The sequence below is a fragment of the Pseudomonas sp. C 49-2 genome, from assembly GCF_003970195.1.
Taxonomy (GTDB): Bacteria; Pseudomonadota; Gammaproteobacteria; order Pseudomonadales; family Pseudomonadaceae; genus Aquipseudomonas; species Aquipseudomonas canadensis.
Window position 1 is genome coordinate 291,826 of the sequence record NZ_RXYG01000004.1, and the last position, 18,233, is coordinate 310,058.

Annotated in this window: 19 protein-coding genes and 1 pseudogene; 3 read left to right on the forward strand and 17 right to left on the reverse strand. The window is 58.0% G+C overall.

Annotated features, from left to right (window positions below; genetic code table 11):
• Positions 1-75 precede the first annotated feature (75 nt).
• Entirely contained in the window at positions 76-276 is a 201-nt protein-coding gene (locus EJ576_RS10205; protein ID WP_126570279.1) for a hypothetical protein, read from the reverse strand.
• A 106-nt stretch (positions 277-382) separates the two neighbouring features.
• Positions 383-664 (reverse strand): helix-turn-helix domain-containing protein, encoded by a 282-nt coding sequence (locus EJ576_RS10210; RefSeq protein WP_045185218.1) that lies wholly within the window; start codon positions 662-664, stop codon positions 383-385.
• 85 nt (positions 665-749) lie between these two features.
• Here EJ576_RS10210 and EJ576_RS10215 point away from each other — a divergent pair, with 85 nt between their 5' ends.
• A complete protein-coding gene (locus EJ576_RS10215) occupies positions 750-1,193 on the forward strand; it encodes a hypothetical protein (RefSeq protein ID WP_126570280.1) in 444 nt (147 codons plus the stop codon).
• 110 nt (positions 1,194-1,303) lie between these two features.
• On the opposite strand, the gene EJ576_RS10220 is transcribed toward EJ576_RS10215, so the two are convergent.
• The 5 genes from EJ576_RS10220 to EJ576_RS10240 all read right to left on the reverse strand — a co-directional run bounded on the left by EJ576_RS10220 (position 1,304) and on the right by EJ576_RS10240 (position 7,564).
• Complete coding sequence (locus EJ576_RS10220) at positions 1,304-1,699, reverse strand: hypothetical protein (RefSeq protein ID WP_126570281.1); 396 nt, start codon at positions 1,697-1,699, stop codon at positions 1,304-1,306.
• 8 nt (positions 1,700-1,707) lie between these two features.
• Positions 1,708-3,822, reverse strand: coding sequence for a hypothetical protein (locus EJ576_RS10225; RefSeq protein WP_126570367.1), 2,115 nt, complete (start codon positions 3,820-3,822; stop codon positions 1,708-1,710).
• Positions 3,809-5,329 (reverse strand): tyrosine-type recombinase/integrase, encoded by a 1,521-nt coding sequence (locus EJ576_RS10230; RefSeq protein WP_126570282.1) that lies wholly within the window; start codon positions 5,327-5,329, stop codon positions 3,809-3,811. The genes EJ576_RS10225 and EJ576_RS10230 overlap by 14 nt, the downstream gene beginning before the upstream one ends.
• Positions 5,330-5,340: 11 nt before the next feature.
• Complete coding sequence (locus EJ576_RS10235; RefSeq protein ID WP_122742404.1) at positions 5,341-6,594, reverse strand: site-specific integrase; 1,254 nt, start codon at positions 6,592-6,594, stop codon at positions 5,341-5,343.
• A 220-nt stretch (positions 6,595-6,814) separates the two neighbouring features.
• On the reverse strand, positions 6,815-7,564 hold the full coding sequence (locus tag EJ576_RS10240; protein WP_122727041.1) for an SDR family NAD(P)-dependent oxidoreductase: 750 nt from the start codon (positions 7,562-7,564) through the stop codon (positions 6,815-6,817).
• Between the two features lie 104 nt (positions 7,565-7,668).
• On the opposite strand from EJ576_RS10240, the gene EJ576_RS10245 reads away from it, so the two are divergent.
• The gene (locus EJ576_RS10245) at positions 7,669-8,028 is read left to right on the forward strand and encodes a helix-turn-helix domain-containing protein (protein WP_126570283.1); all 360 of its coding nucleotides are present in this window, start codon (positions 7,669-7,671) and stop codon (positions 8,026-8,028) included.
• A 60-nt stretch (positions 8,029-8,088) separates the two neighbouring features.
• On the opposite strand, the gene EJ576_RS30200 is transcribed toward EJ576_RS10245, so the two are convergent.
• Together EJ576_RS30200 and EJ576_RS30205 are read right to left on the reverse strand one after the other, a co-directional pair.
• Positions 8,089-8,952 carry a methyl-accepting chemotaxis protein gene (locus EJ576_RS30200; RefSeq protein ID WP_370468611.1) on the reverse strand — a complete coding sequence of 288 codons (864 nt, stop codon included), beginning with the start codon at positions 8,950-8,952 and terminating at the stop codon, positions 8,089-8,091.
• Positions 8,947-9,702, reverse strand: a pseudogene (locus tag EJ576_RS30205) (MCP four helix bundle domain-containing protein); the annotation flags it as partial. The pseudogene EJ576_RS30205 and the gene EJ576_RS30200, both read right to left, overlap by 6 nt.
• A gap of 161 nt (positions 9,703-9,863) precedes the next feature.
• Between EJ576_RS30205 and EJ576_RS10255 the strand changes: the two are divergent.
• Positions 9,864-11,072, forward strand: a complete 1,209-nt coding sequence (locus tag EJ576_RS10255) for a multidrug effflux MFS transporter (protein WP_122727048.1) — start codon at positions 9,864-9,866, stop codon at positions 11,070-11,072.
• Here EJ576_RS10255 and EJ576_RS10260 read toward each other — a convergent pair.
• From EJ576_RS10260 to EJ576_RS10295, 8 genes are all read right to left on the reverse strand, one after another.
• Positions 11,042-11,350, reverse strand: coding sequence for a DUF971 domain-containing protein (locus EJ576_RS10260; RefSeq protein WP_126570285.1), 309 nt, complete (start codon positions 11,348-11,350; stop codon positions 11,042-11,044). The two genes, EJ576_RS10255 and EJ576_RS10260, sit on opposite strands and share 31 nt — an antisense overlap.
• Entirely contained in the window at positions 11,347-12,291 is a 945-nt protein-coding gene (locus EJ576_RS10265) for a HEAT repeat domain-containing protein (protein ID WP_126570286.1), read from the reverse strand. Before EJ576_RS10265 ends, EJ576_RS10260 begins: the two co-directional genes overlap by 4 nt.
• Complete coding sequence (locus tag EJ576_RS10270) at positions 12,288-13,118, reverse strand: ABC transporter ATP-binding protein (RefSeq protein ID WP_032864143.1); 831 nt, start codon at positions 13,116-13,118, stop codon at positions 12,288-12,290. Before EJ576_RS10270 ends, EJ576_RS10265 begins: the two co-directional genes overlap by 4 nt.
• Entirely contained in the window at positions 13,118-13,894 is a 777-nt protein-coding gene (locus EJ576_RS10275) for an ABC transporter permease (RefSeq protein WP_122727052.1), read from the reverse strand. Before EJ576_RS10275 ends, EJ576_RS10270 begins: the two co-directional genes overlap by 1 nt.
• 1 nt (position 13,895) lies before the next feature.
• Positions 13,896-15,302 carry an ABC transporter substrate-binding protein gene (locus tag EJ576_RS10280; RefSeq protein ID WP_028616161.1) on the reverse strand — a complete coding sequence of 469 codons (1,407 nt, stop codon included), beginning with the start codon at positions 15,300-15,302 and terminating at the stop codon, positions 13,896-13,898.
• A 118-nt stretch (positions 15,303-15,420) separates the two neighbouring features.
• Positions 15,421-15,666 (reverse strand): ferredoxin family protein, encoded by a 246-nt coding sequence (locus tag EJ576_RS10285; RefSeq protein WP_028616162.1) that lies wholly within the window; start codon positions 15,664-15,666, stop codon positions 15,421-15,423.
• Between the two features lie 33 nt (positions 15,667-15,699).
• Entirely contained in the window at positions 15,700-17,430 is a 1,731-nt protein-coding gene (locus EJ576_RS10290; protein WP_126570287.1) for a fumarate reductase/succinate dehydrogenase flavoprotein subunit, read from the reverse strand.
• Positions 17,427-18,182 carry a GntR family transcriptional regulator gene (locus EJ576_RS10295; RefSeq protein ID WP_123477496.1) on the reverse strand — a complete coding sequence of 252 codons (756 nt, stop codon included), beginning with the start codon at positions 18,180-18,182 and terminating at the stop codon, positions 17,427-17,429. The genes EJ576_RS10290 and EJ576_RS10295 overlap by 4 nt, the downstream gene beginning before the upstream one ends.
• Positions 18,183-18,233: the final 51 nt, after the last annotated feature.

Here is an 18,233-nt window from a genome sequence, read left to right on the forward strand (position 1 = left end):
CCACTCTACGGGACGGACACCGACGATCGATACGGTAGCGCTGTTGTTCAAAGAGGGCAGAAATCGCACTTTCGCCTATCGCGCGAACTCTGGTGGGGGAATGCGTTGACGGCGCGATCCAGCAGGTTTTTTCATCACCTCTTTCAAACGCTGAGCAGGTGCTTCTAACTCAGACGGCGACGCAAGGCTAATAGCAAGCATTAACGCATCACGACGTTTCTGTTTACCTTCCAAAATTTCAGAGAGGCTACTTTCCGGCTGAACTGGGTGTTTCATCGCTGCTGATCTCGATCTTCGGATCAAATTGGATACTAGCACAAGCCTTACAACCCACAGCCTTCCGTTGATCCCCTTTGCTTATGAAACGTGATCCATAAGATGTTCATTGCATCTCGCTTGGCAGTTCCGTTCGAATTCGGGAAAACAGTTCGTCGAGGGTGATCGGATTGTCCTGAAGCAGATAACAGCCTACGAGGATGGTCAGCGGATGAACGTCCATTACAGATGCTAGCTCGTCTACCTTCTCGATCGTAGGGCTCTTCAGACCGCGCTCTAGGGTGCTGAGATAGGTACGACTACTGACGTCGGAGAAATCTTCCTGGGAAAGCTTCCTCTCCGATCTCAGCTTTTTCAGGGCCGTGCCAAAAGCCTGTTTCAGTTCCATATTGCCGACCTCGCAAAAGGAACGATGAAGCCTTCGCGAGCTCTATAGGGCTACAATCTATAGTGTTCACTTTTGGGATGGCGCTATGTTCATCACTCACAAACCAGCAGAGATTTTCCTCGGCGCATACCTGGGTGATGACTCTACCCAGTACTGGCAGTACGTTGAGCAGACCACCCATTGTCCCTGGTTTTACCTCAGAGTAGGTCGTCAACACGGCAGTGAAGTGTTGACTAGCATGGTTATGCTTCCCAGCATTTCAGCGCTTGAGCAGTTACTTAATGAACAAGGAGCAGACATCTGGCTGCTCGATGTCCAGTTGGTTTCACCGGCTTATCTGAACCGAAGTGATGGGTGGAAGATGGAGAGGGTGTTAGAGGTGCGCGAGGCGGTGGATGACATCAGTGAGGAGGCGGCCTATGTGTATAGCTTGGAGGGAGGGCATATCTACACTGAAGCCTTGGGGTCCTGCAGATCCGATTTGCAAAGTCCTCGCATCATTTTTTCTGCCACACAGGCAACTCGGTGAGCGTGAGCCCAACATGCTTGAACGATTAACGGCATCTTTGATGCGCTAGCGGTTAGGAAATCTTGCCTGTCCGCGGCTTCAGTCAGCGGCGTTGGCAGCCTTTCTGCCACTTACCGCCCTCGCAATGGAGTCAGTATGTTTTCGACATCCAATCCTTTCAGCAGACAGTTTTGCGCAATTGCCGACAGTGCTTCATAGAGCTGGTCTCGCTGCTTTATCAAGTCAGCATTCTCTGCCTGCAGATGAGCAATTCGTTCTTCGAGGCTTCTTCGGCGGCGGGCACCGTCTGGATCTCTCCCACTCTCTTTGAGTTGTGCAATACGGGCGGACTCAATTCGCCTCCCACGATCACCTACTAGGGTAGCGCGGCTCGTCAGGCCCAATCGACGCTGCACTTCGGGGCGTGAAATAGGCGCGAGCTCCAGTCCTAAGCTAATCATTTGAGCGAGGAGGGCGTCGATAGCCTCGTCCAAGGTGCCGCCCCTCAAGATTTGTCGTTGCGCCATGGTTGCCTCTAATCATCCGAAACTGAACTGTGCCGTTTGTCCGAGTCCGCAACCGTCATTGGATGCCCGTTGGGAAACACGCGTTGCACACCTACACTGGTATCGCGTGCGAGGACGGAATTTAAATTGTTGAGCTTGTCTTCCTGGTCCGCCAGCCATACGTCGCTGCCTGCCTCTCCGGCGCCGGCATCGCGCATGATGGTGATTGCCGTCGTCAAATTCTCGGCTTGTTTCTCAAGGTTGGCCCGCTCCGACGGAGTGCCCATCAGATGGAGATGCGAGCAGCCATTCCAGCACTGAAGATGCTTAGGGCAGGGCGCTTGGGAGAAATCGTGAATGCAACCTCCGAAGGGTGTTACGTGTAGCGCCGTGGCGTGTACGGTGAGGAATGCTTCCGCAGTTGTCGTGCCTTTATCTGACAGCAACGCATGGTAACTGTCGGTTAACGCGCCCTGAATGCGTTTATCTCTTATGCCTGTATGCAGAAAATCGATGCGCTCGTGATGGCTATTGAACGCCAAGAACTCGTGATGCGCAGCAGTGTTTTCCTCAATGCTTGTGTGTTGGTAGTAGACATTCTGGTCGAGGCGTTTTCGCCCTAAGGCCAATGCTTGCTGAACATCACTCATGCCGGTCAGATGATAAATAGTGTTTCGCCAGTGTCGGGGTTGGTGGCTTGTTAGCCTAATCGGAGTGCCATCGGATTCGGTTAGTAAACGACGCGAAAAAATGGACGCATATTTTTCATCATCACCTAACGCGTGATTGATATCCACGATGCTGACCCGACGCGGGACCGCACGAAACACATTTGCCTCACGTCCACCGAAACGAAATTGCCCGTCGAAAGCGATGGCAAGCGTTTCGCTGGTTCTAAGCACGATACGAGCCTCTCCCCCGACATTTTCTGTTAGTACCGCGTGCCCACGGAGCTTCGGGACGATCAGTCTTTCAATCTCCCCCGCGACGTAGCGTCGCTTTAACGACCTTCCTCGTTTCTCATCGGGCTCATTGTCAAACGGATGGACGCCGTTGCGTGTGAGGAAAAGGTATAGATTTCTGTTTGCACTCCTTGTTTCGCTAAAACCTAGACAATCCAAGACCATTGCATCGGAGATCACCGACTGAGGAGGGTAGCTCCAAATACGTCCTGGGTGGAGTTCTTGCCAAGCGGCAATCTCTCGCTGCTCTTCGGTTAGCGTCTTCAATCTCTCTACCGCTCGCCTGGCTAAAGGAACGTCGCTTTCAGCCAACCAATGAACACGGGATTGAAATTGCTTTTCCGCAAAGTACCTAATTCCGCATTCGACCAGAGGCTTACCATTGGCATCTACAACGACCTCTCCTGTGCTCCCTTTGATCGGCCTCTCGACCCAACAATCATAGGGGATGACTGCTACTTCGTTACCTCGCTGTCCAGTCGCAATCAATAAATCGATCACGCGCAGCAAAATTTCTTCGCCGTCACTGAGCGGGTTGTTCGAACATAGGGCGTATGCTTCCATCGCCTCACGAGAAGGCAATCTATCATCAGATTTACGCTGTTTTACCGCACGATCAGGATCGTGCAATGAGATGTACTCGTGGCGGCGTTTCTCTGGTTTTGCATCATGTACGAAGTGGATGGCGGTCTCGGTTAATTGCAGTTTATCGATCGTATCCGCTATTACCTGAAGATGAGAGATCGCGTCGTAAAGGTTCTTGTAGCCACTCACGCGGAGAAATTCTACGACGCGGTCAAAATCACCCCGCGTCAACTGTGTAGGGTCGGATACGCGTCGTTCAAACAACGGATTGTAAAGCCGGCGTACGGCAATATTGTAGGCCGCGACCATCGAAAACTTCAGGCTTCGGGTGCGTTGAAGATATACGATTAATGCCTTGCAAAAATCCTGGAAATCTAAGGGGAGGGCAGCTTTAGGAGGAACAGAATAGCCATTCTTTTCAAGCGACTGTCGGTGAGTTTCAAAGGTTATGGTCTGTTGCTTTAAGCGCTGCGGCAGCCAATGCTCGACCGACCATAGCGTTAGCTCCCAAGGGGTTGTAATCGGTAATGACCGAAAAACCACTTGTTCCTGTTTGATGAAGCCCTCGAGACTCTGCGTTGCCCTAGACTGCGTCATCTGCGGCATCCTCCGTGTGTTTCCGGCAGCGCTCGATCGTAGCGCTTACCGCCAGGATGGTTGTCTGATGCTGGGCGAGGGGCCGGTTGTGAATGAGATCTCCGGCTTGTTCCGCCATGTCTATGAACCGTTGCGCTTCTCGTTGCAGCGCCTCTTTTACCTGCTCATGGCGGCCGTCAGCAAAGGGGTGAAACTTCTTGCAGGTGTAGCAGGCGTAGACGGGATTGTAGGGGCAGTGCGTATGAACCGGGAGGGCGCATGCACCGATGTCCCCAATGTACTGTGTGTCGATCACGCCACGGATCGCTCTTTCGGCAACAGTATCGCGGCGTTGCACGACTTCCCCGGTCAAGAGACTGCGCATAATGCGTTGATAGGCGGGACTCTTGCCGAGTGCTTTTTCTTTGATCCGGGCAATGTTGGGAGTTGCCGTGACGTAAGCGCGCGCCGCTACTGTGCTGTTGTGGCCAAGCAGTTCGGCAATCATGTCTGCCGGTGTTCCCTGGTCAGCCAAACCTTGCCCGAGGTGATGACGCAACAAGATAGTTACCTGGTTAGGCTTGTCTATCCCTGCTTCACGCAGTTCATGTTTAAGGCCTATGCCGATTTCGTTAACTGACAGACGTTTTCCATTAGGACTGACAAACAATGGTCCGCAGTCGCTGCCAAATTGGCGTTGAATTTCCGAGATGTGACGTGAGATTTTTTCACCCAGTCGGGAGGTGACTTTGCGGGGCCGTCGCTCAGGCCTGCGCTGGCCGACCTTTTTGGCCATGGGTAGCCACAGGGTGTAGTACCTCTCATGATCAGCGCTTTCAATGAACTCAAAATCCGCGATGTCAAGCGAGTGGAATTGAATCGAGCGTGGTGCGAGTTCGAAACCTAAATGAAGTACTATATTGAACTGGGCCTCCTCCCAAGAGATAGGTGAAACCTCTCGTTCAATGCGTTTGAGCAATCGAACTTCCTCATCGAGGTCTAAACCAGACTGCGAGAGAAAAATTCGCGCATACGGGTCAACTCGATCTGATTTCACATCCTTGATTTTTAAGTAGGTGATTGGATCGAAGCCATTGATTCCTCTATCCATTGCCCATCGGTAAAGCCTTCGAAATCCTATAAGTACTGCCCTCTTTTTTTTGAGTTCCTCGAGAGCAGTGACCAGTTGATGGGTGTCCCAAGGAAGTCCGGTCGCGAGATTTGTACTAGATAAAAAGCGTAGGGTATCTGCGAACATTGCCGCGGTTCGAGGAGCATATTTCTCAAGTGCATAGGCCATAAAACCTTTGCCTATTTCTATTAGCTCCGAATTCAATTGGAGTGCAGCCCAATCGATTTTCATCGCGAGTCCACCGTCGTACCACGTCCACACCGGCAGCCGGGTATCGACGTATCGTGGCTGGTCAGTGGTGCGAGTTCGAATCGCAACCTGAGCCGGGCCCTCGAACGCGTAGGTCGGAAAAGAGGAGGAGGGTGAAGCGTGTTCTTGATCGGCTGATTTGGTCACGGCGAACCTCCTTAACTGTCAAGTCGGCTCCAGGCTGCCGAAGCACGCTGGGCGTTGTGGAGGTTAGCCGACTCGGCTAGATAACGACTTGCATAACGGCGTGGCATCGTCGAAGTGTCGGACCAACCGCAGACTCGCCGGAGTTCGTCCGTGGCCCGCTCGAGGTCATACCCACGCTTCTCGACAAGGTAAGCCAAAAACCGATCGGCAAAGGTGTGGCGAAAGTCATGCGCGGAAAGTGTAGGCAACAACCCCGGATGAGCCAGTTCAATGGTCAGAAACAGCCGATCAAGGACGTTAGACAACGCGCGGATCGACAGCGGGCGACCTCGGTCAGAGATGAACAAATAGCGGTACAGCAATTTCATTGGTTTGCCATTACGCAGGGGGCGTCGCTCGCCCTGGATATAACGCTCGTAGACCTCATACAACTGCGCGGAGATACCTACTGTCCGTCCGTGTGTTTTCAGCGCAGGCTCTTCAGCGCGCGGGTCGCCGGGATCATGCTCGCGGTCATTGATGCTGACATAGGCATGCTGAGAACCCTCATTGACATCGGTGGTGTAGAGCTTGAGAAGCTCCCCTCGGCGCATACCGGTCTCCAGTAGTAATTCAATCATTAGCCAATTGCGCAGCTGCAGCCTTTCCGGGAACGGATTCTCCGTAGCGCCGGGGCGAATCAATGTGCGAATGATCTGGAGTTGCGTATCCGTCAGGCTGCGGTAACGAGCGCGGTCCTGCCGAACGTTGATGATATGGCTCTCAAAGCGCCGCTCAATGACGTCGGCGACATCTGCAAATACAACCTCGATGTTAGCCAGGGTGGTTGAATTTTGACGAGCGCGCGGGATGTATCGGGTGACACACCAGGACAGGTATAGCTTCAGCAAACGCAGGTACTGGTCACGAGTACGCGGATCGATATACGGAAAAGGTGCCGTTTCAGCTTTGCCGATTCGGGCGACCAGGTTGTCGGCTTGACGGCCGCTTTGGAGCCAGATGGCGTAGCCGTCCAGTAACGCCAGAATCGACTCGAATTGGCAGGCCAAGATGGCGTCATCAATATTGAGGTCACGGCTTTTAGCATAGATATAGAAAGCCTGGATCGCGCGCAGATGTGCCGCCGCCGTATTGTAAGCCCGGTGCCTGAGTCTGAGTTGGACGTAGATGAACGGAACGAGTATGGGCAACGGCTCCGCGTTACCAGCGTGCACGAGCAGCGGAACACGCTGACCTGAAGAGAAACGGCACTGAATCAGCTTCATCAGCAGCCACCACATTGAATGACTCGCCATGAACACGAAGGACATGGCCCGTTGAAAGAGTGGACGTCAGAAACGGATTTGTCGAATCAGTGGCTTAGACAGCTCATGAACATCTATGACATGACCTGTCGTTTAACATAATATACATTATGCGTAATATCGTAATGCGCAATCAGGGGCAGTGCCCATCACATTTCAACAGGCAAAACCCCTATCTCACTCAAACCTGAGCAAAGCCACCATCGACAAACATCTCACTGCCGGTCATGAAGCTGCTTTCATCCGATGCCAGGAACAACGCTGCCGCTGCAACTTCCTCGGGCTTGCCAATACGGCTCAATGGAACCTGCGCGGTCATGTCGTCGATGATTGCGTCTTTCTGTCCAGTACCTGAAAGCGCCAGGTCCAGACCCGGTGTCGAGATCGGCCCTGGTGAGAGTACGTTGACACGAATGCCCGTACCTTTCAGATCCAGCGCCCAGCTCCTGGCAAAGTTACGCAGCGCCGCTTTCGTAGCGCTGTACACGCTGAATGCTGGTGTGCCCATGGTGCCTGTGGTCGAACCCGTGAGGATCACCGAGCTGCCGGCGCTCATCAGTGGCAAGGCTTTTTGTACGGTGAACAGCGTGCCTTTGACGTTGATGCCGAAGGTACGGTCAAACGATTCCTCGGTGATCGAGCCGATCGGTTGAAAATCCCCCAGGCCCGCGTTGGCGAACAGCACGTCGACCCGGCCTTTGGCTGCTTTGACTTGGGTGAACACGCGATCAAGGTCGTCCAGTTTTGAAATGTCGCCTTGTATGGCGATGGCTTCAGGACCTATCAGTTGCAGCGCCTTGTCCAGTTCCTCTTGTCGACGTCCTACAATGACGACTTGTGCGCCTTCCGCCGCAAAGCGAATGGCAGTTGCCAGGCCGATGCCGCTGTTGCCGCCGGTAATGACTGCGATTTTTCCGTTGAGCCTGCTCATGGTGAACTCCGATGAATGAGGTTGAGGCCCAACTGTAGATCTGCGCTATTCTTTTGAATAGTATGCACCTTTAAGTAAGTACCCTATGCGGAGTCCTCTGGATCATGGCCAACCACTCATTCAATTGCGGGCTCGAGGCCGCCCTGGCGGTGATTGGCGGTAAATGGAAGCCGCTGGTGCTGTTCAACTTGGCGCAAAATGTTCATCGATATGGGGAATTAAGGCGCGCGATTGGCGGCGTGACCGATAAGGTGCTAATCCAGCAACTCAAGGAATTGGAGCGTGACGAGATCATTTTCCGGGTGGATTTCCAGGAAATACCGCCCAAGGTCGAGTACTCGCTGACACCGTTCGGGCGATCCTTGGCAACTGCGTTGGGCGCGCTGTGCCAATGGGGCACAGAGCATATGCAAACCGTTGAGCGTATCGCCGAGCGGCGTGTGGCCACCCTCTCCCAGTCTTGAGTCCCCTGCCCTGTGAGCCAACTCAACTAAATGACTATTTAGTTGAGTTAAATCAATTAGTTACATCTGAAATCGATCAACCGACTGCGACAGCTTTCCTGCCAGGTTGGACAGTTCATCGGTGGTCGACGCTGTCTGCTCGATCACTCGGCTATTGCTCTGCGACATCCCCGCAATCATCTCCACTTGGTGCGCAATTTCATTGCTGGCCAGGCTCTGCTCGCCGATCGTCCGGGAGATATCGTTGACCATTTCCGTGGTGTTCAACGTCGCTTGGAGAATCTCGCGAATTGCCCGCTCCACTTCGGCGGTTACCGCCATGCCTTTGTCCACCTGAGCAACGCCCTCCTCCATGCTGGTCACCGCTTCCCGGGTGTTCTGCTGGATACGCCCGACCATGGCGGCAATTTCCTGGGTCGATGCGCTGGTGCGTCCGGCAAGGTTGCGCACTTCATCAGCAACCACAGCGAATCCGCGCCCCTGCTCGCCGGCACGGGCGGCCTCAATCGCGGCATTCAGGGCCAGCAAGTTGGTCTGGTCAGCGATCCCCTTGATCACTTGGATAATGCTGAAAATGGCCTCGGACTCCTTGTCCAGCGTGCGAATCACTTGGGCGGATTGCTGTGCGGAACGAGCGATGCCGTCCATGTCACTGACCACCTGATGAATCACCCGGCCGCCGTCCTTGGCCAAGGTTTCCGCCTGGTTGGCCATGTCCAGTGCGCGTCCGGCGTGCCGGGTGATTTCCTCGATGCTCGCGGTCATCTCACTTGCAGCAGCGGCCATGGTGCTGGCGGCGGCGCTCTGTTGCTGGCTGCTGCCGGCCACTTCATGGCAGCCGCGGCTCAGTTGCTCGCTCATGCCATTGACGCCATGGGCGTTGCTGCGCACCACTTCGATCATGCCGCGCAGGTCCTTTTGCATGGTGGCGAGGCTGCGGATCAAGGCGCTGGCTTCATCCTTGCGCCGGGGCTCGACGATAGGTTCACTCAAGTTGCCACGCGCGATGCTGTCGGCAATGCGGCTGGCCGCCTGTAGGGGCCCCATGATGCTGAGGATCACCCAGCGCCCCTGGGCCAGCAGCAGTAAAAGACTGGCGATCAACACCGCGCCCAGCGTGAAGTTGGCGTTGCTGATGGCCTGTCGCGTACCGACGCTGGTCTGCTGGGTATTGGTTTCGATCAACTCGCTCAGGCTCGCCATTTGATCTTCCAACTGGCTGAACGCGGCATTGAATGTACCCAGTTCGCCGCGCGCGGCTTCAGGATTATCCAATGCCAGGGCGACGATGCGTTCGCCGGTGGCGATGTAGTTATCCAGGCTGGGTTTGATTTTTTCCAGGCTTGCCTTGAGCGAATCGTCCAGCGGCAGCTTGAGGTTATCTGCCAACACTTGCCGAAAGTGTTCGGCGTGCTCCTTTAGAGAACTATCGACGTCGGCCTTGCTGCTGGTGCTTTTACCCAGGCCCACCAACATCGCCGATAACACATCGGCGCGCAGGGCGTCGTGCATCATGTCGGCTTCCATGTGGTTGCGCAGCACCGTCATGCTCACTTCGTTGTCCTGCACGGCAGTGCCCATCCGGGTGTTTCCCAGGTAGCCGGCCAGGCTCATGATCAAGGCAGTGAGCAATCCGGTCGCTATCAACAGCATCAAGCGCAGTTTGATCGTCATGCTGGTATCCCCGTGCCTGGTCAGCCGGTTGAGAACCCAACCGTAGAAGCCCCGCTGCTCATGTTATCGGCCATCCATACTGCTTATTGAAGCCTAAGTTTGCGGATCTGCGCAGATCCCTTAAGCTGGCCGACCTTTGTTTGCTCCGCCCGGAATTGCCCATGTCTCGAAGTATCGCCCGCCTGGCCCTGCTGCTGGGCTTGATCACCGCCGTCGGCCCCTTCGCCATCGACATTTATCTGCCGGCCTTGCCGACCCTGGGCGCGAGCCTGCACGCCTCGCCGGCGTTGGTGCAGATGAGCCTCACGGTGTTTTTTGTCATCGTCGGCGTGTGCCAGTTGTTCTACGGCCCGATCAGTGATGTGTTCGGGCGCAAGCCGCCGATTTATGCCGGCCTGGTGATTTTTGCCGTGGCCAGTGTCGGTTGCGCATTGGCGCCTACCATCGAATCACTGATCGCCTTTCGGGCCCTGCAGGCGTTCGGTGCGTGCGCGGGCATGGTGATTCCACGGGCCATCGTGCGTGACCTGTACACCGGGCATGAAGCCGCGAAACTCATGGCGTTGCTGATGCTGGTGATGAGTGTCTCTCCGATTCTCGCGCCGCTCGCCGGTAGCCTGGTGATTTCGCTGTGGAGTTGGCGCGAAGTGTTTGCCGTGCTGGCGGTGCTCGCAGTGGCGTGCCTGGTGATGACCATCGTACAACTGCCGGAAACTCACCCGGCCGAACGGCGCTTGGGCAAGACCCTGGGCAACGCCTTCAGCAGCTACGGTGCGTTGCTGCGTGACCCGGTATTTATCGGTTTGTCGGTGGTGTGCGGATTCGGTTTGGCGACGTTCTTTGTGTTTATCGGCAGCGCGCCGTTCGTGTACATCGAACATTACGGCCTGACGCCCACGCAGTTCAGCCTGGGGTTTGCCGTGAATGCTGCGTCGTTCTTCGCCATGAGCCAACTCACTGCACGCCTCAGCGCACGCTTTGGCCTGGCGCCGCTGATTCGTTGGTCGGTGGTGGCCGTGGCGGCGGTTATGGCTGTACTCGCTGCCACCACGTTATGGATCGACAGCCTGGCCTTGATGATGACGTTGCTGTTTATCGGCTTTGGTTTCCTCGGCTTGTTGTTGCCGGCTGCCGGCGTGCTGTCTCTGGAGGACCACGGCGCGGTGGCCGGTTCTGCGTCGGCCTTGCTCGGTGCGATCCAGATGATCACGGCAGCCGTGTCCATGACGGTGATCGGTGTGTTCGCGGATCACACGCCAGCGCCGATGCTGATTGGCATTGCGTTGTGCGCCATCGCCGCAATGCTTACCACGTTGTGGACCTTGCGCCGCCTGCCGGCTCACTTGGCGAGCGCCCCGCCGTCCTCCTGATCGCTGCCCATCCCGGCCAGATACGCCCAGGGATAAATCCCGCGCTGGTGACCATCGCTGAACACCAGTTGTACGCCATAACCCTGAGGATGGATCTGCACCACCCTCACCGCTTCCGACACCAACGGCTGGCTGCCCCGCAACCGCAACGCCTGGCATTGGGAGCACGGGCATTCGCGGCGCAGGCGTGCGTGGTTAATCCACTGCGCGCCTTCCCTCCACTCCAGGCGCAGTCGACCGTCGCGGCCTTTACCAATGGCGTGCGGCGCGGCGGTCATTGCAGCTGCGCCAAGGCAATCCGCACGGCCTTGCGCACTTCCGGGTCGCCATCGTCGGCGGCATCGCGCAAGGCCGTCAGTGCTTGACGATCACCCAGTTCACCCAGTGCCAGAGCGGCTTCCTTGCGCAGGTTGCTGATGCTATGGCCCAGGGTCTGGACCAAGGCGTCCAGTGCGGGTAAATACCGTAACCGGCCCAGGCTGCGAGTCGCACGCAGACGAACCTGCCAATACTCATCGGCCAGCGCGCCGACCAGCGCATTCCCGGCATTGCGGCTACCGACTTTGCCCAAGGTGGTCGCGGCTTCCTCGCGCACTTGCCACGCCGGGTCCAGCAACGCTTGGTGCAACGCCGGTAAGACCAGGTCATCACTCGCCAAGCCGAGTGCGCCGGTAGCCGCGCGGCGGACTTCGGTGTCGGGATCACTGCTGGCCAAGGCGGCCAACGCCTCAAGCGCGGGTAGATGTTTGAGCCAACCCAGCACCCCCACCGCTTCACGGCGGACACCCGCATCAGCATCCACCAACGCCAGCAAGGCCGCCGGCGCAGCAGCTTCCAGGCGCAATTCGCGCAGAGCACGGAAGATGGCGGTGCGCACGCTGACATCGGTGTGCCCGGTCCAGGGCAGTAGCACCCTGCCCGCCTCGGTGGTCTTCAATACGCTCAGGCTTTGCGCCGCGGCGTCTCGCACGGAGTACTCGGTATCTGTGAGGGCTTCACACAATGCCTGTACCACTTCGCCGTCTTCCCAGGCTTCGAGCAAGGTCGCGGCCTGGGCGCGCACTTCTACGCTGGGGTCGTTGCGCAGGCTGTCCACCAGCCATTCCAAACCGTCAGGGTCTTCAAGATCAGCCAGATCGATCAGGGCAATGCGGCGCATGCCGGCGTCCGAGGCTTGCAGACGTGGGCGCAGGGCTTCTATTTCCAGGTTATAGGTCATATGGCAAATCGCGGTGTTGAATGATCGGTGGGCAACCCGAGCGGGTTCAGCCGTGGCAACTGGCGGCCATCTTCATGATGCAGCAGTGCCAGGCAATGACGCTTGAGGAGAGTGAATTCGGGGGTGGTCATCAGTTCGGTGTGGCGCGGGCGCGGAAAGTCCAGCTGAAAATCCTCGATGATGCGACCCGGCCGTGGGCTCATCACCAGGATGCGATCGGCCAGGAACAGCGCCTCATCGATATCGTGGGTGACAAACACCACAGTGGTGCGGATGCGCGTCCAGATATCCAGCAACAAGGCCTGCATCTTCATGCGGGTCAGCGCATCCAGTGCGCCAAACGGCTCATCCATCAGCAACAGGCGTGGTCGATTGACCAGCACACGGGCGATTTCCACACGCTGCTGCATGCCGCCGGAAAGCTGGTTCGGCCAACGCTCGGCGAAGCCTTCCAGCCCGACCAACGCCAAGATCTCATCCGCCGCCGCCAGCCGTTCAGCCTTGCTCACGCCGCGCATTTTCAAGCCGAACGCGACGTTCTCACGCACGGTGCGCCACGGGAATAACGTGTGCTGCTGAAACACCATGCCGCGCTGCTGGGACGGACCGACCACCGCCTGCCCATCCATCTGCAAGCTGCCCTGATTAGGCACCAGATGCCCGGCCAACGCGCCGAGCAAGGTCGACTTGCCACAGCCCGACGGCCCCAGGATGCACACAAATTGCCCCGGCTCGATGTCGCAGTCCAACGCCTTGACCGCCTCGAATGCCTGATCACGCTCGCCGAGCACAATGGACAATCCGCTGATTGCTATACGTCCTTCCATCAGGCTTTACCTCGCGGGCGATGCCAAGGGGTGAATACCGTGCCCAGGCGCTTGACCAGCCAACTGCTGCCCATACCCAGCACGCCGATCAACAACATGCCGACCACAATGTCGGCATAGTTCTGGATGGTGTACGACTCCCAGGTGTAATAGCCGATGCCGAACTGCCCGGAAATCATCTCCGCCGTCACCAGGCAGAACCACGACGTGCCCATGCCGATGGACAGGCCGGTGATGATGCTCGGCGCGGCGCCCGGCACAATCACCTCCAGCAGGATCGCGCCGCGCCCTGCCCCCAGGCTGCGCGCCGAAGCGATCAGCCGGGGGTCGACGCCTTCGACGCCATGCACGGTGTTGAGCAGGATCGGAAACAGCGCGCCGGTAAAGGTGATGAACACCATGGAGAGCTCTGACGACGGAAACATCAGGATTGCCAAAGGTATCCAGGCCACCGCCGGAATCGGGCGGATCACTTCCAGGGGCGGTAGCAGCGCATCTTCAGCCCATTTCGAGCGGCCGATGGCGATGCCCAGGCCAACGCCCACCAGCATCGCCGCCAGGTAGCCTTCGAACACCCGGGTCAGGCTGGCACTCAGGTGCTGGGCCAGCTTGCCCGAATCCACCAGGCCCAGCGCCGCCTCGACCACGGCGCCCGGCGTGGGCACGTTGGCAAAGGTCACCAGCCACAGGTTCCAGTGATGGCTGGCAGCGAGTTGCCAGAACAGCAGGCACACCAGCAATGAGGCCGCGCGCGGCAGCCAGCGATAGGTCGACATATCAGCGACCGGCCACGGCCTGGGCGCCGGCGCTGGTGAAATCGAACACCTGGCCGCCCTGGGCATCCGCGAATTGCTGGGCCTGACCCTTGAGCAGGAACGCACTTAATTTGCCCTGGCGATCACTGGCGAACCAGGCCTGGTTGGCGAGCAGCTTGATGCCGCTGTCTTCGGCCTGGGCGTAGACCGCACGCACGTCCTTGCCGTCCTTCTTCAAACGGGCCAACGCACTGAAGGCTGATTCAGCCGACGCGTAGTCACGCACCTTGGGCTCGCCTTTCACCCAGATCTGCGCCACGTGTTTCCAGTCGGTGATCGGCTTGCCGGTCAACGCGTCGTTGGCTTTGAGCGGGCTCTGGGCGTAGTTGCCCAACTGTGCCTGATAGTCCAGGCCGGACGCCTTGAAGGCAGCGCGCAGGTATTGGTCGTCGATAAAGGTATTGAGGTCCAGGCCACGGTCGGCTTTTTTCAGCAGCTTGAGGGTGTCGATGGCGGTGCCGACGGCCTGGCGGTATTCCGGCTTCCAGCTCAGGTCACGGGTTTGCACGCCCAGCGGGCCATGGAACAGGTAGTTGACCTCAGCCTCGACGCCGGTAACTTTTTCGATCAGCTCGCTGTATTTCTCAGGCTCTGCCGTCAGCAGCTGATTGGCTTCGATACTGGCTCGCAGGTAAGCAACCACCACTTCAGGGTACTGGCGGGCGTAGCTTTCATCCACCAGGGCGCCGTGGAAGGTGGGCGTGTTGGACTGCGAACCGTCGTAGATCTTACGGGCGAACCCACGGTTGGGAAACAGCTCGGCAAACGGCACGAAGTCGGCATGCGCGTCGATCTTATTGGCCTGCAACGCCGATCCGGCCACTTCAGGCGCCTGGGCGATGATGTTCACGTCCTTGAGCGGGTCCCAGCCTTGCGCAGCGACCGCACGCAGCAACATGCCGTGGGCGGTGGAGGCGAACGGCACGGAAATGGTCTTGCCTTTCAAGTCCGCCAAGGACTGCGCGCTGGACTCGATAGGCACCACGATGCCATTGCCACTGCCCTTGATATTGCCCGACAGCACACTGATAAACAGGCTGTGCTTGCCCGCGCCCTCGAACGCCACGCCGTTGAACGCGCCGGGGAAGTCCGCCATGGCGCCAAAGTCCAGCTTGCCGGCCACCATTTCATTGGTCAGCGGTGCGCCACTGGTGAAGTTCTTCCACTGGATATCGTAGGTGGCGTCCTTGTACTTGCCATCGTGGGGCAAGTACTTGTCCAACAGGCCCAACTCCCGGATCAGCAAGCCGCCGGCGGCGCAGTTGATAGTGGTGTCCTGGGTGCCGATGGCCACCCGGATGGTTTCAGCCTGTACCGACAGGCTGATGGAAGCCAGCACCAGGCTGGTGAAGGTTGCGCGCAAGAACATTGGGTGTTTCCCCTCGAATCATGGTTATAGGATCGTCTCCGCCGTGATCAGGCACGGTGGGAAACGAGGGGTATGGCAGTGGCGTCCGGTGATGGCGGATGGCTTTGGATTGATACGCTCAGCGCAGCAGGTACGGGATCTCGACCTTGACTGCGCCTGTGGGGCAATCCTTTTCGCAGGGCATGCAGTACCAGCATTCGTCGAACGCCATGTACGCTTTCTGCGTCGCGGGATTGATCGCCAACAAGTCCATCGGGCACACGTCGACACACACCGTGCAGCCTTTTTCGGCGATGCACTTATCTTCGTCGATCGTCACCGGCGCGTTGGAGCGAAAGAATATTTCCTGGGGTTGGTAGGCCATTTCACGGTGTCCTGGGCATTTTGTAGTGAGCGGTCAGGCAGCATCAGCACCGACACGCAGGCGGTCGTAGGCTTGCATTTCTTCGGCATCCAGCGGAATTACGTAGGGTTCCACGGGTTTCTTGAAGCTGACCATCTGCCCGTCATCGCCCTTTTTCAGGTGGCAATGGCAGAACCAGTCGGCGTCATTGCGCAGCGGGTGATCGACGCGGTGGTGGTACAGGCCCCAGCGACTTTCGGCGCGGTACAACGAGGCGCGGGCGGCCATTTCGGCACAGTCACGGATCACGCTGGTTTCCATGGCGCGCATCAGTTCGTGGGAGTTATGGGCTTTCATCTGGTCGAGGTCGCGCTCGATATCGCTGAAGCGCTGCAGGCCGATTTCCATCTTGCGGGTGACCTTGGGCGGTTGCAGGTAATCGTTGACGAAGCGGCGCAGCTTGTATTCCACCTGGGCCGGGGGCAGGCCGGTTTCACGGTCCAGCGGCGCGTAGACACGGGCCTGTTCGGCGGCGACCTGCTCGGCATTCACCGCGCTGAAGTCTTTTTCCACCACATACTGGGCGGCGTTGGTGCCAGCGAACCAGCCGTAGGTAAAGGCGCCCAACATATAGTTATGCGGCACCGCCGCCATGTCCCCGGCCGAATACAGGCCCTTCACCGACGTCTCCGCGCGCTCGTTCACCCACACGCCGGAGGCCGAATGCCCGCTGCAAAAACCGATTTCGGAGATGTGCATTTCCACCATGTCGCTGCGGTAATCGGTGCCGCGATTGGCATGAAACTGGCCACGGCTCGGCCGTTCATTGCTGTGCAGGATGGTCTCGATGTTCTGGATGGTTTCCTCGGCCAGGTGGTCGAGCTTGAGGAACACCGGGCCATTGCCGCTTTCGAGCTCCTGGTGGAACTCCCACATCATCTGGCCGCTCCAGTAGTCGCACTCGATAAAGCGCTCGCCCTTGTTGTTCGCGGTGTAGCCACCGAGCGGACCGGTAACATAGGCGCAGGCCGGACCGTTGTAATCCTTGATCAACGGGTTGATCTGGAAGCACTCCAGATTCGCCAGTTCGGCGCCCGCGTGATAGGCCATCGCGTAGCCGTCGCCGGCATTGGTGGGGTTTTCATAGGTGCCCATCAGGTAACCCGACGACGGCAGGCCCAGCCGGCCCGCCGCGCCGCAGCACAGGATCACAGCCTTGGCCTTGATCACCTGGAAGTCGGCCGTGCGGCAATCGAAGCCCATCACACCGTTGACTGCCCCTTCGCTGTCGGTCAGCAAACGTGTGCACACCAAGCGGTTAGTGATGGTCACCCGCGCACGCTTGAGCTGGCGATACAGCACCTTCTTGATGTCATGCCCCTCGGGCATCGGCAGCACATAGGCGCCCATGTGATGGACCTTTTTCACCGCGTAGTCGCCGGTCTCGTCCTTTTCGAACTTGACGCCCCAGCGGTCCAGTTGCTCGATGGTCTCGAAACTGTGGGTAGCGTAGGCGTACACCGCCGCCTGATTGACGATGCCGTCATTGGCGATGGTGATTTCCTTGGTGTACTGCTCCGGCGTCGAGTGGCCGGGGATGATCGCGTTGTTCAGTCCGTCCATGCCCATGCTGATCGCACCGCTGCGCTTGACGTTGGCCTTGTCCACCAGCAACACACGCAGCGCCGGGTTGGCTTCTTTGGCCTTGATCGCCGCCATCGGCCCGGCCGTACCGCCGCCGATCACCACGATGTCGTATTCCAGCTCCAGGGTTGTGCGGCTCACGGGCGGCTTCCTCGTTCACGGTCGATGCGCAGGCGATACTGGAAGGCGTCGCCACGGTAATACAGGTGTTCAAAGTCAACGGGCTGGCCGTCGGCGGTGTGGGTCAGGCGCTCGATATGCATGATCGGCGAGCCTGGCTCTACATTCAGCGCCTGGGTCAGGTCGCTGTCGGCCAGCACGGCGTCGATGGCCACATCCGCATGCCCCAGTTGCAGGCCGCAGTCGTTTTCCAGGATCAGGAAGATGTCGCGGGTGACCAGGTCAGCCTTTTCCAGGCGCTCGCCGAGGGGTTGCGGCAGGTAGGTGATTTCCAGCGACACCGGCTCTCGGTTGATCAGGCGCACCCGCTTGATCTGCGCAACCACGGTGCCCTCCTCCACGCCCAGGCGCTCGGCCACCTGCTTGTCGGCCGGCACGAAACGAAAACTGCGCAAGCGGTTGATCACTTCATAACCGCGCTCGGTCATCGACTCGGCCAACCCCTGCAAAGTGCTGACGTTCTGGTAGGCCTTGGGCTTGGACACAAACGTGCCTTTGCCATGAATCTTGTAGATCAAGCCCTCTTTCTGCAGATCGCCCAATGCCTGGCGCACGGTGATGCGGCTGACGTTGAAGCGCGTGCCCAACTCGCTTTCTGAGGGCATTTGGGTGTTTGGCGCGTATTCGCCGTCGAGAATGCGACTGCGCAACAGGTCGCGCAGTTGGGCATGCAGGGGAATGCTGGACAGTGGAGAGAGGCTGGAATCGTTCATCAAGGTCACTTGTCATAACGAGTTATGACGTGATCTTAAGAAGTCTAACGG

Bases quoted from the DNA above. Each gene is read 5' to 3' on its own strand.
- EJ576_RS10260 (WP_126570285.1), bottom strand. From the start codon at position 11,350: ATGACCGCCGCGCCGCACGCCATTGGTAAAGGCCGCGACGGTCGACTG.
- EJ576_RS10245 (WP_126570283.1), top strand. From the start codon at position 7,669: ATGGCCAACCACTCATTCAATTGCGGGCTCGAGGCCGCCCTGGCGGTG.
- EJ576_RS10270 (WP_032864143.1), bottom strand. From the start codon at position 13,118: ATGGAAGGACGTATAGCAATCAGCGGATTGTCCATTGTGCTCGGCGAG.
- EJ576_RS10210 (WP_045185218.1), bottom strand. From the start codon at position 664: ATGGAACTGAAACAGGCTTTTGGCACGGCCCTGAAAAAGCTGAGATCG.
- EJ576_RS10205 (WP_126570279.1), bottom strand. From the start codon at position 276: ATGAAACACCCAGTTCAGCCGGAAAGTAGCCTCTCTGAAATTTTGGAA.
- EJ576_RS10265 (WP_126570286.1), bottom strand. From the start codon at position 12,291: ATGACCTATAACCTGGAAATAGAAGCCCTGCGCCCACGTCTGCAAGCC.
- EJ576_RS10285 (WP_028616162.1), bottom strand. From the start codon at position 15,666: ATGGCCTACCAACCCCAGGAAATATTCTTTCGCTCCAACGCGCCGGTG.
- EJ576_RS10235 (WP_122742404.1), bottom strand. From the start codon at position 6,594: ATGAAGCTGATTCAGTGCCGTTTCTCTTCAGGTCAGCGTGTTCCGCTG.
- EJ576_RS10215 (WP_126570280.1), top strand. From the start codon at position 750: ATGTTCATCACTCACAAACCAGCAGAGATTTTCCTCGGCGCATACCTG.
- EJ576_RS10240 (WP_122727041.1), bottom strand. From the start codon at position 7,564: ATGAGCAGGCTCAACGGAAAAATCGCAGTCATTACCGGCGGCAACAGC.
- EJ576_RS30200 (WP_370468611.1), bottom strand. From the start codon at position 8,952: ATGCAAAAGGACCTGCGCGGCATGATCGAAGTGGTGCGCAGCAACGCC.
- EJ576_RS10220 (WP_126570281.1), bottom strand. From the start codon at position 1,699: ATGGCGCAACGACAAATCTTGAGGGGCGGCACCTTGGACGAGGCTATC.
- EJ576_RS10255 (WP_122727048.1), top strand. From the start codon at position 9,864: ATGTCTCGAAGTATCGCCCGCCTGGCCCTGCTGCTGGGCTTGATCACC.
- EJ576_RS10225 (WP_126570367.1), bottom strand. From the start codon at position 3,822: ATGACGCAGTCTAGGGCAACGCAGAGTCTCGAGGGCTTCATCAAACAG.
- EJ576_RS10275 (WP_122727052.1), bottom strand. From the start codon at position 13,894: ATGTCGACCTATCGCTGGCTGCCGCGCGCGGCCTCATTGCTGGTGTGC.
- EJ576_RS10280 (WP_028616161.1), bottom strand. From the start codon at position 15,302: ATGTTCTTGCGCGCAACCTTCACCAGCCTGGTGCTGGCTTCCATCAGC.
- EJ576_RS10295 (WP_123477496.1), bottom strand. From the start codon at position 18,182: ATGAACGATTCCAGCCTCTCTCCACTGTCCAGCATTCCCCTGCATGCC.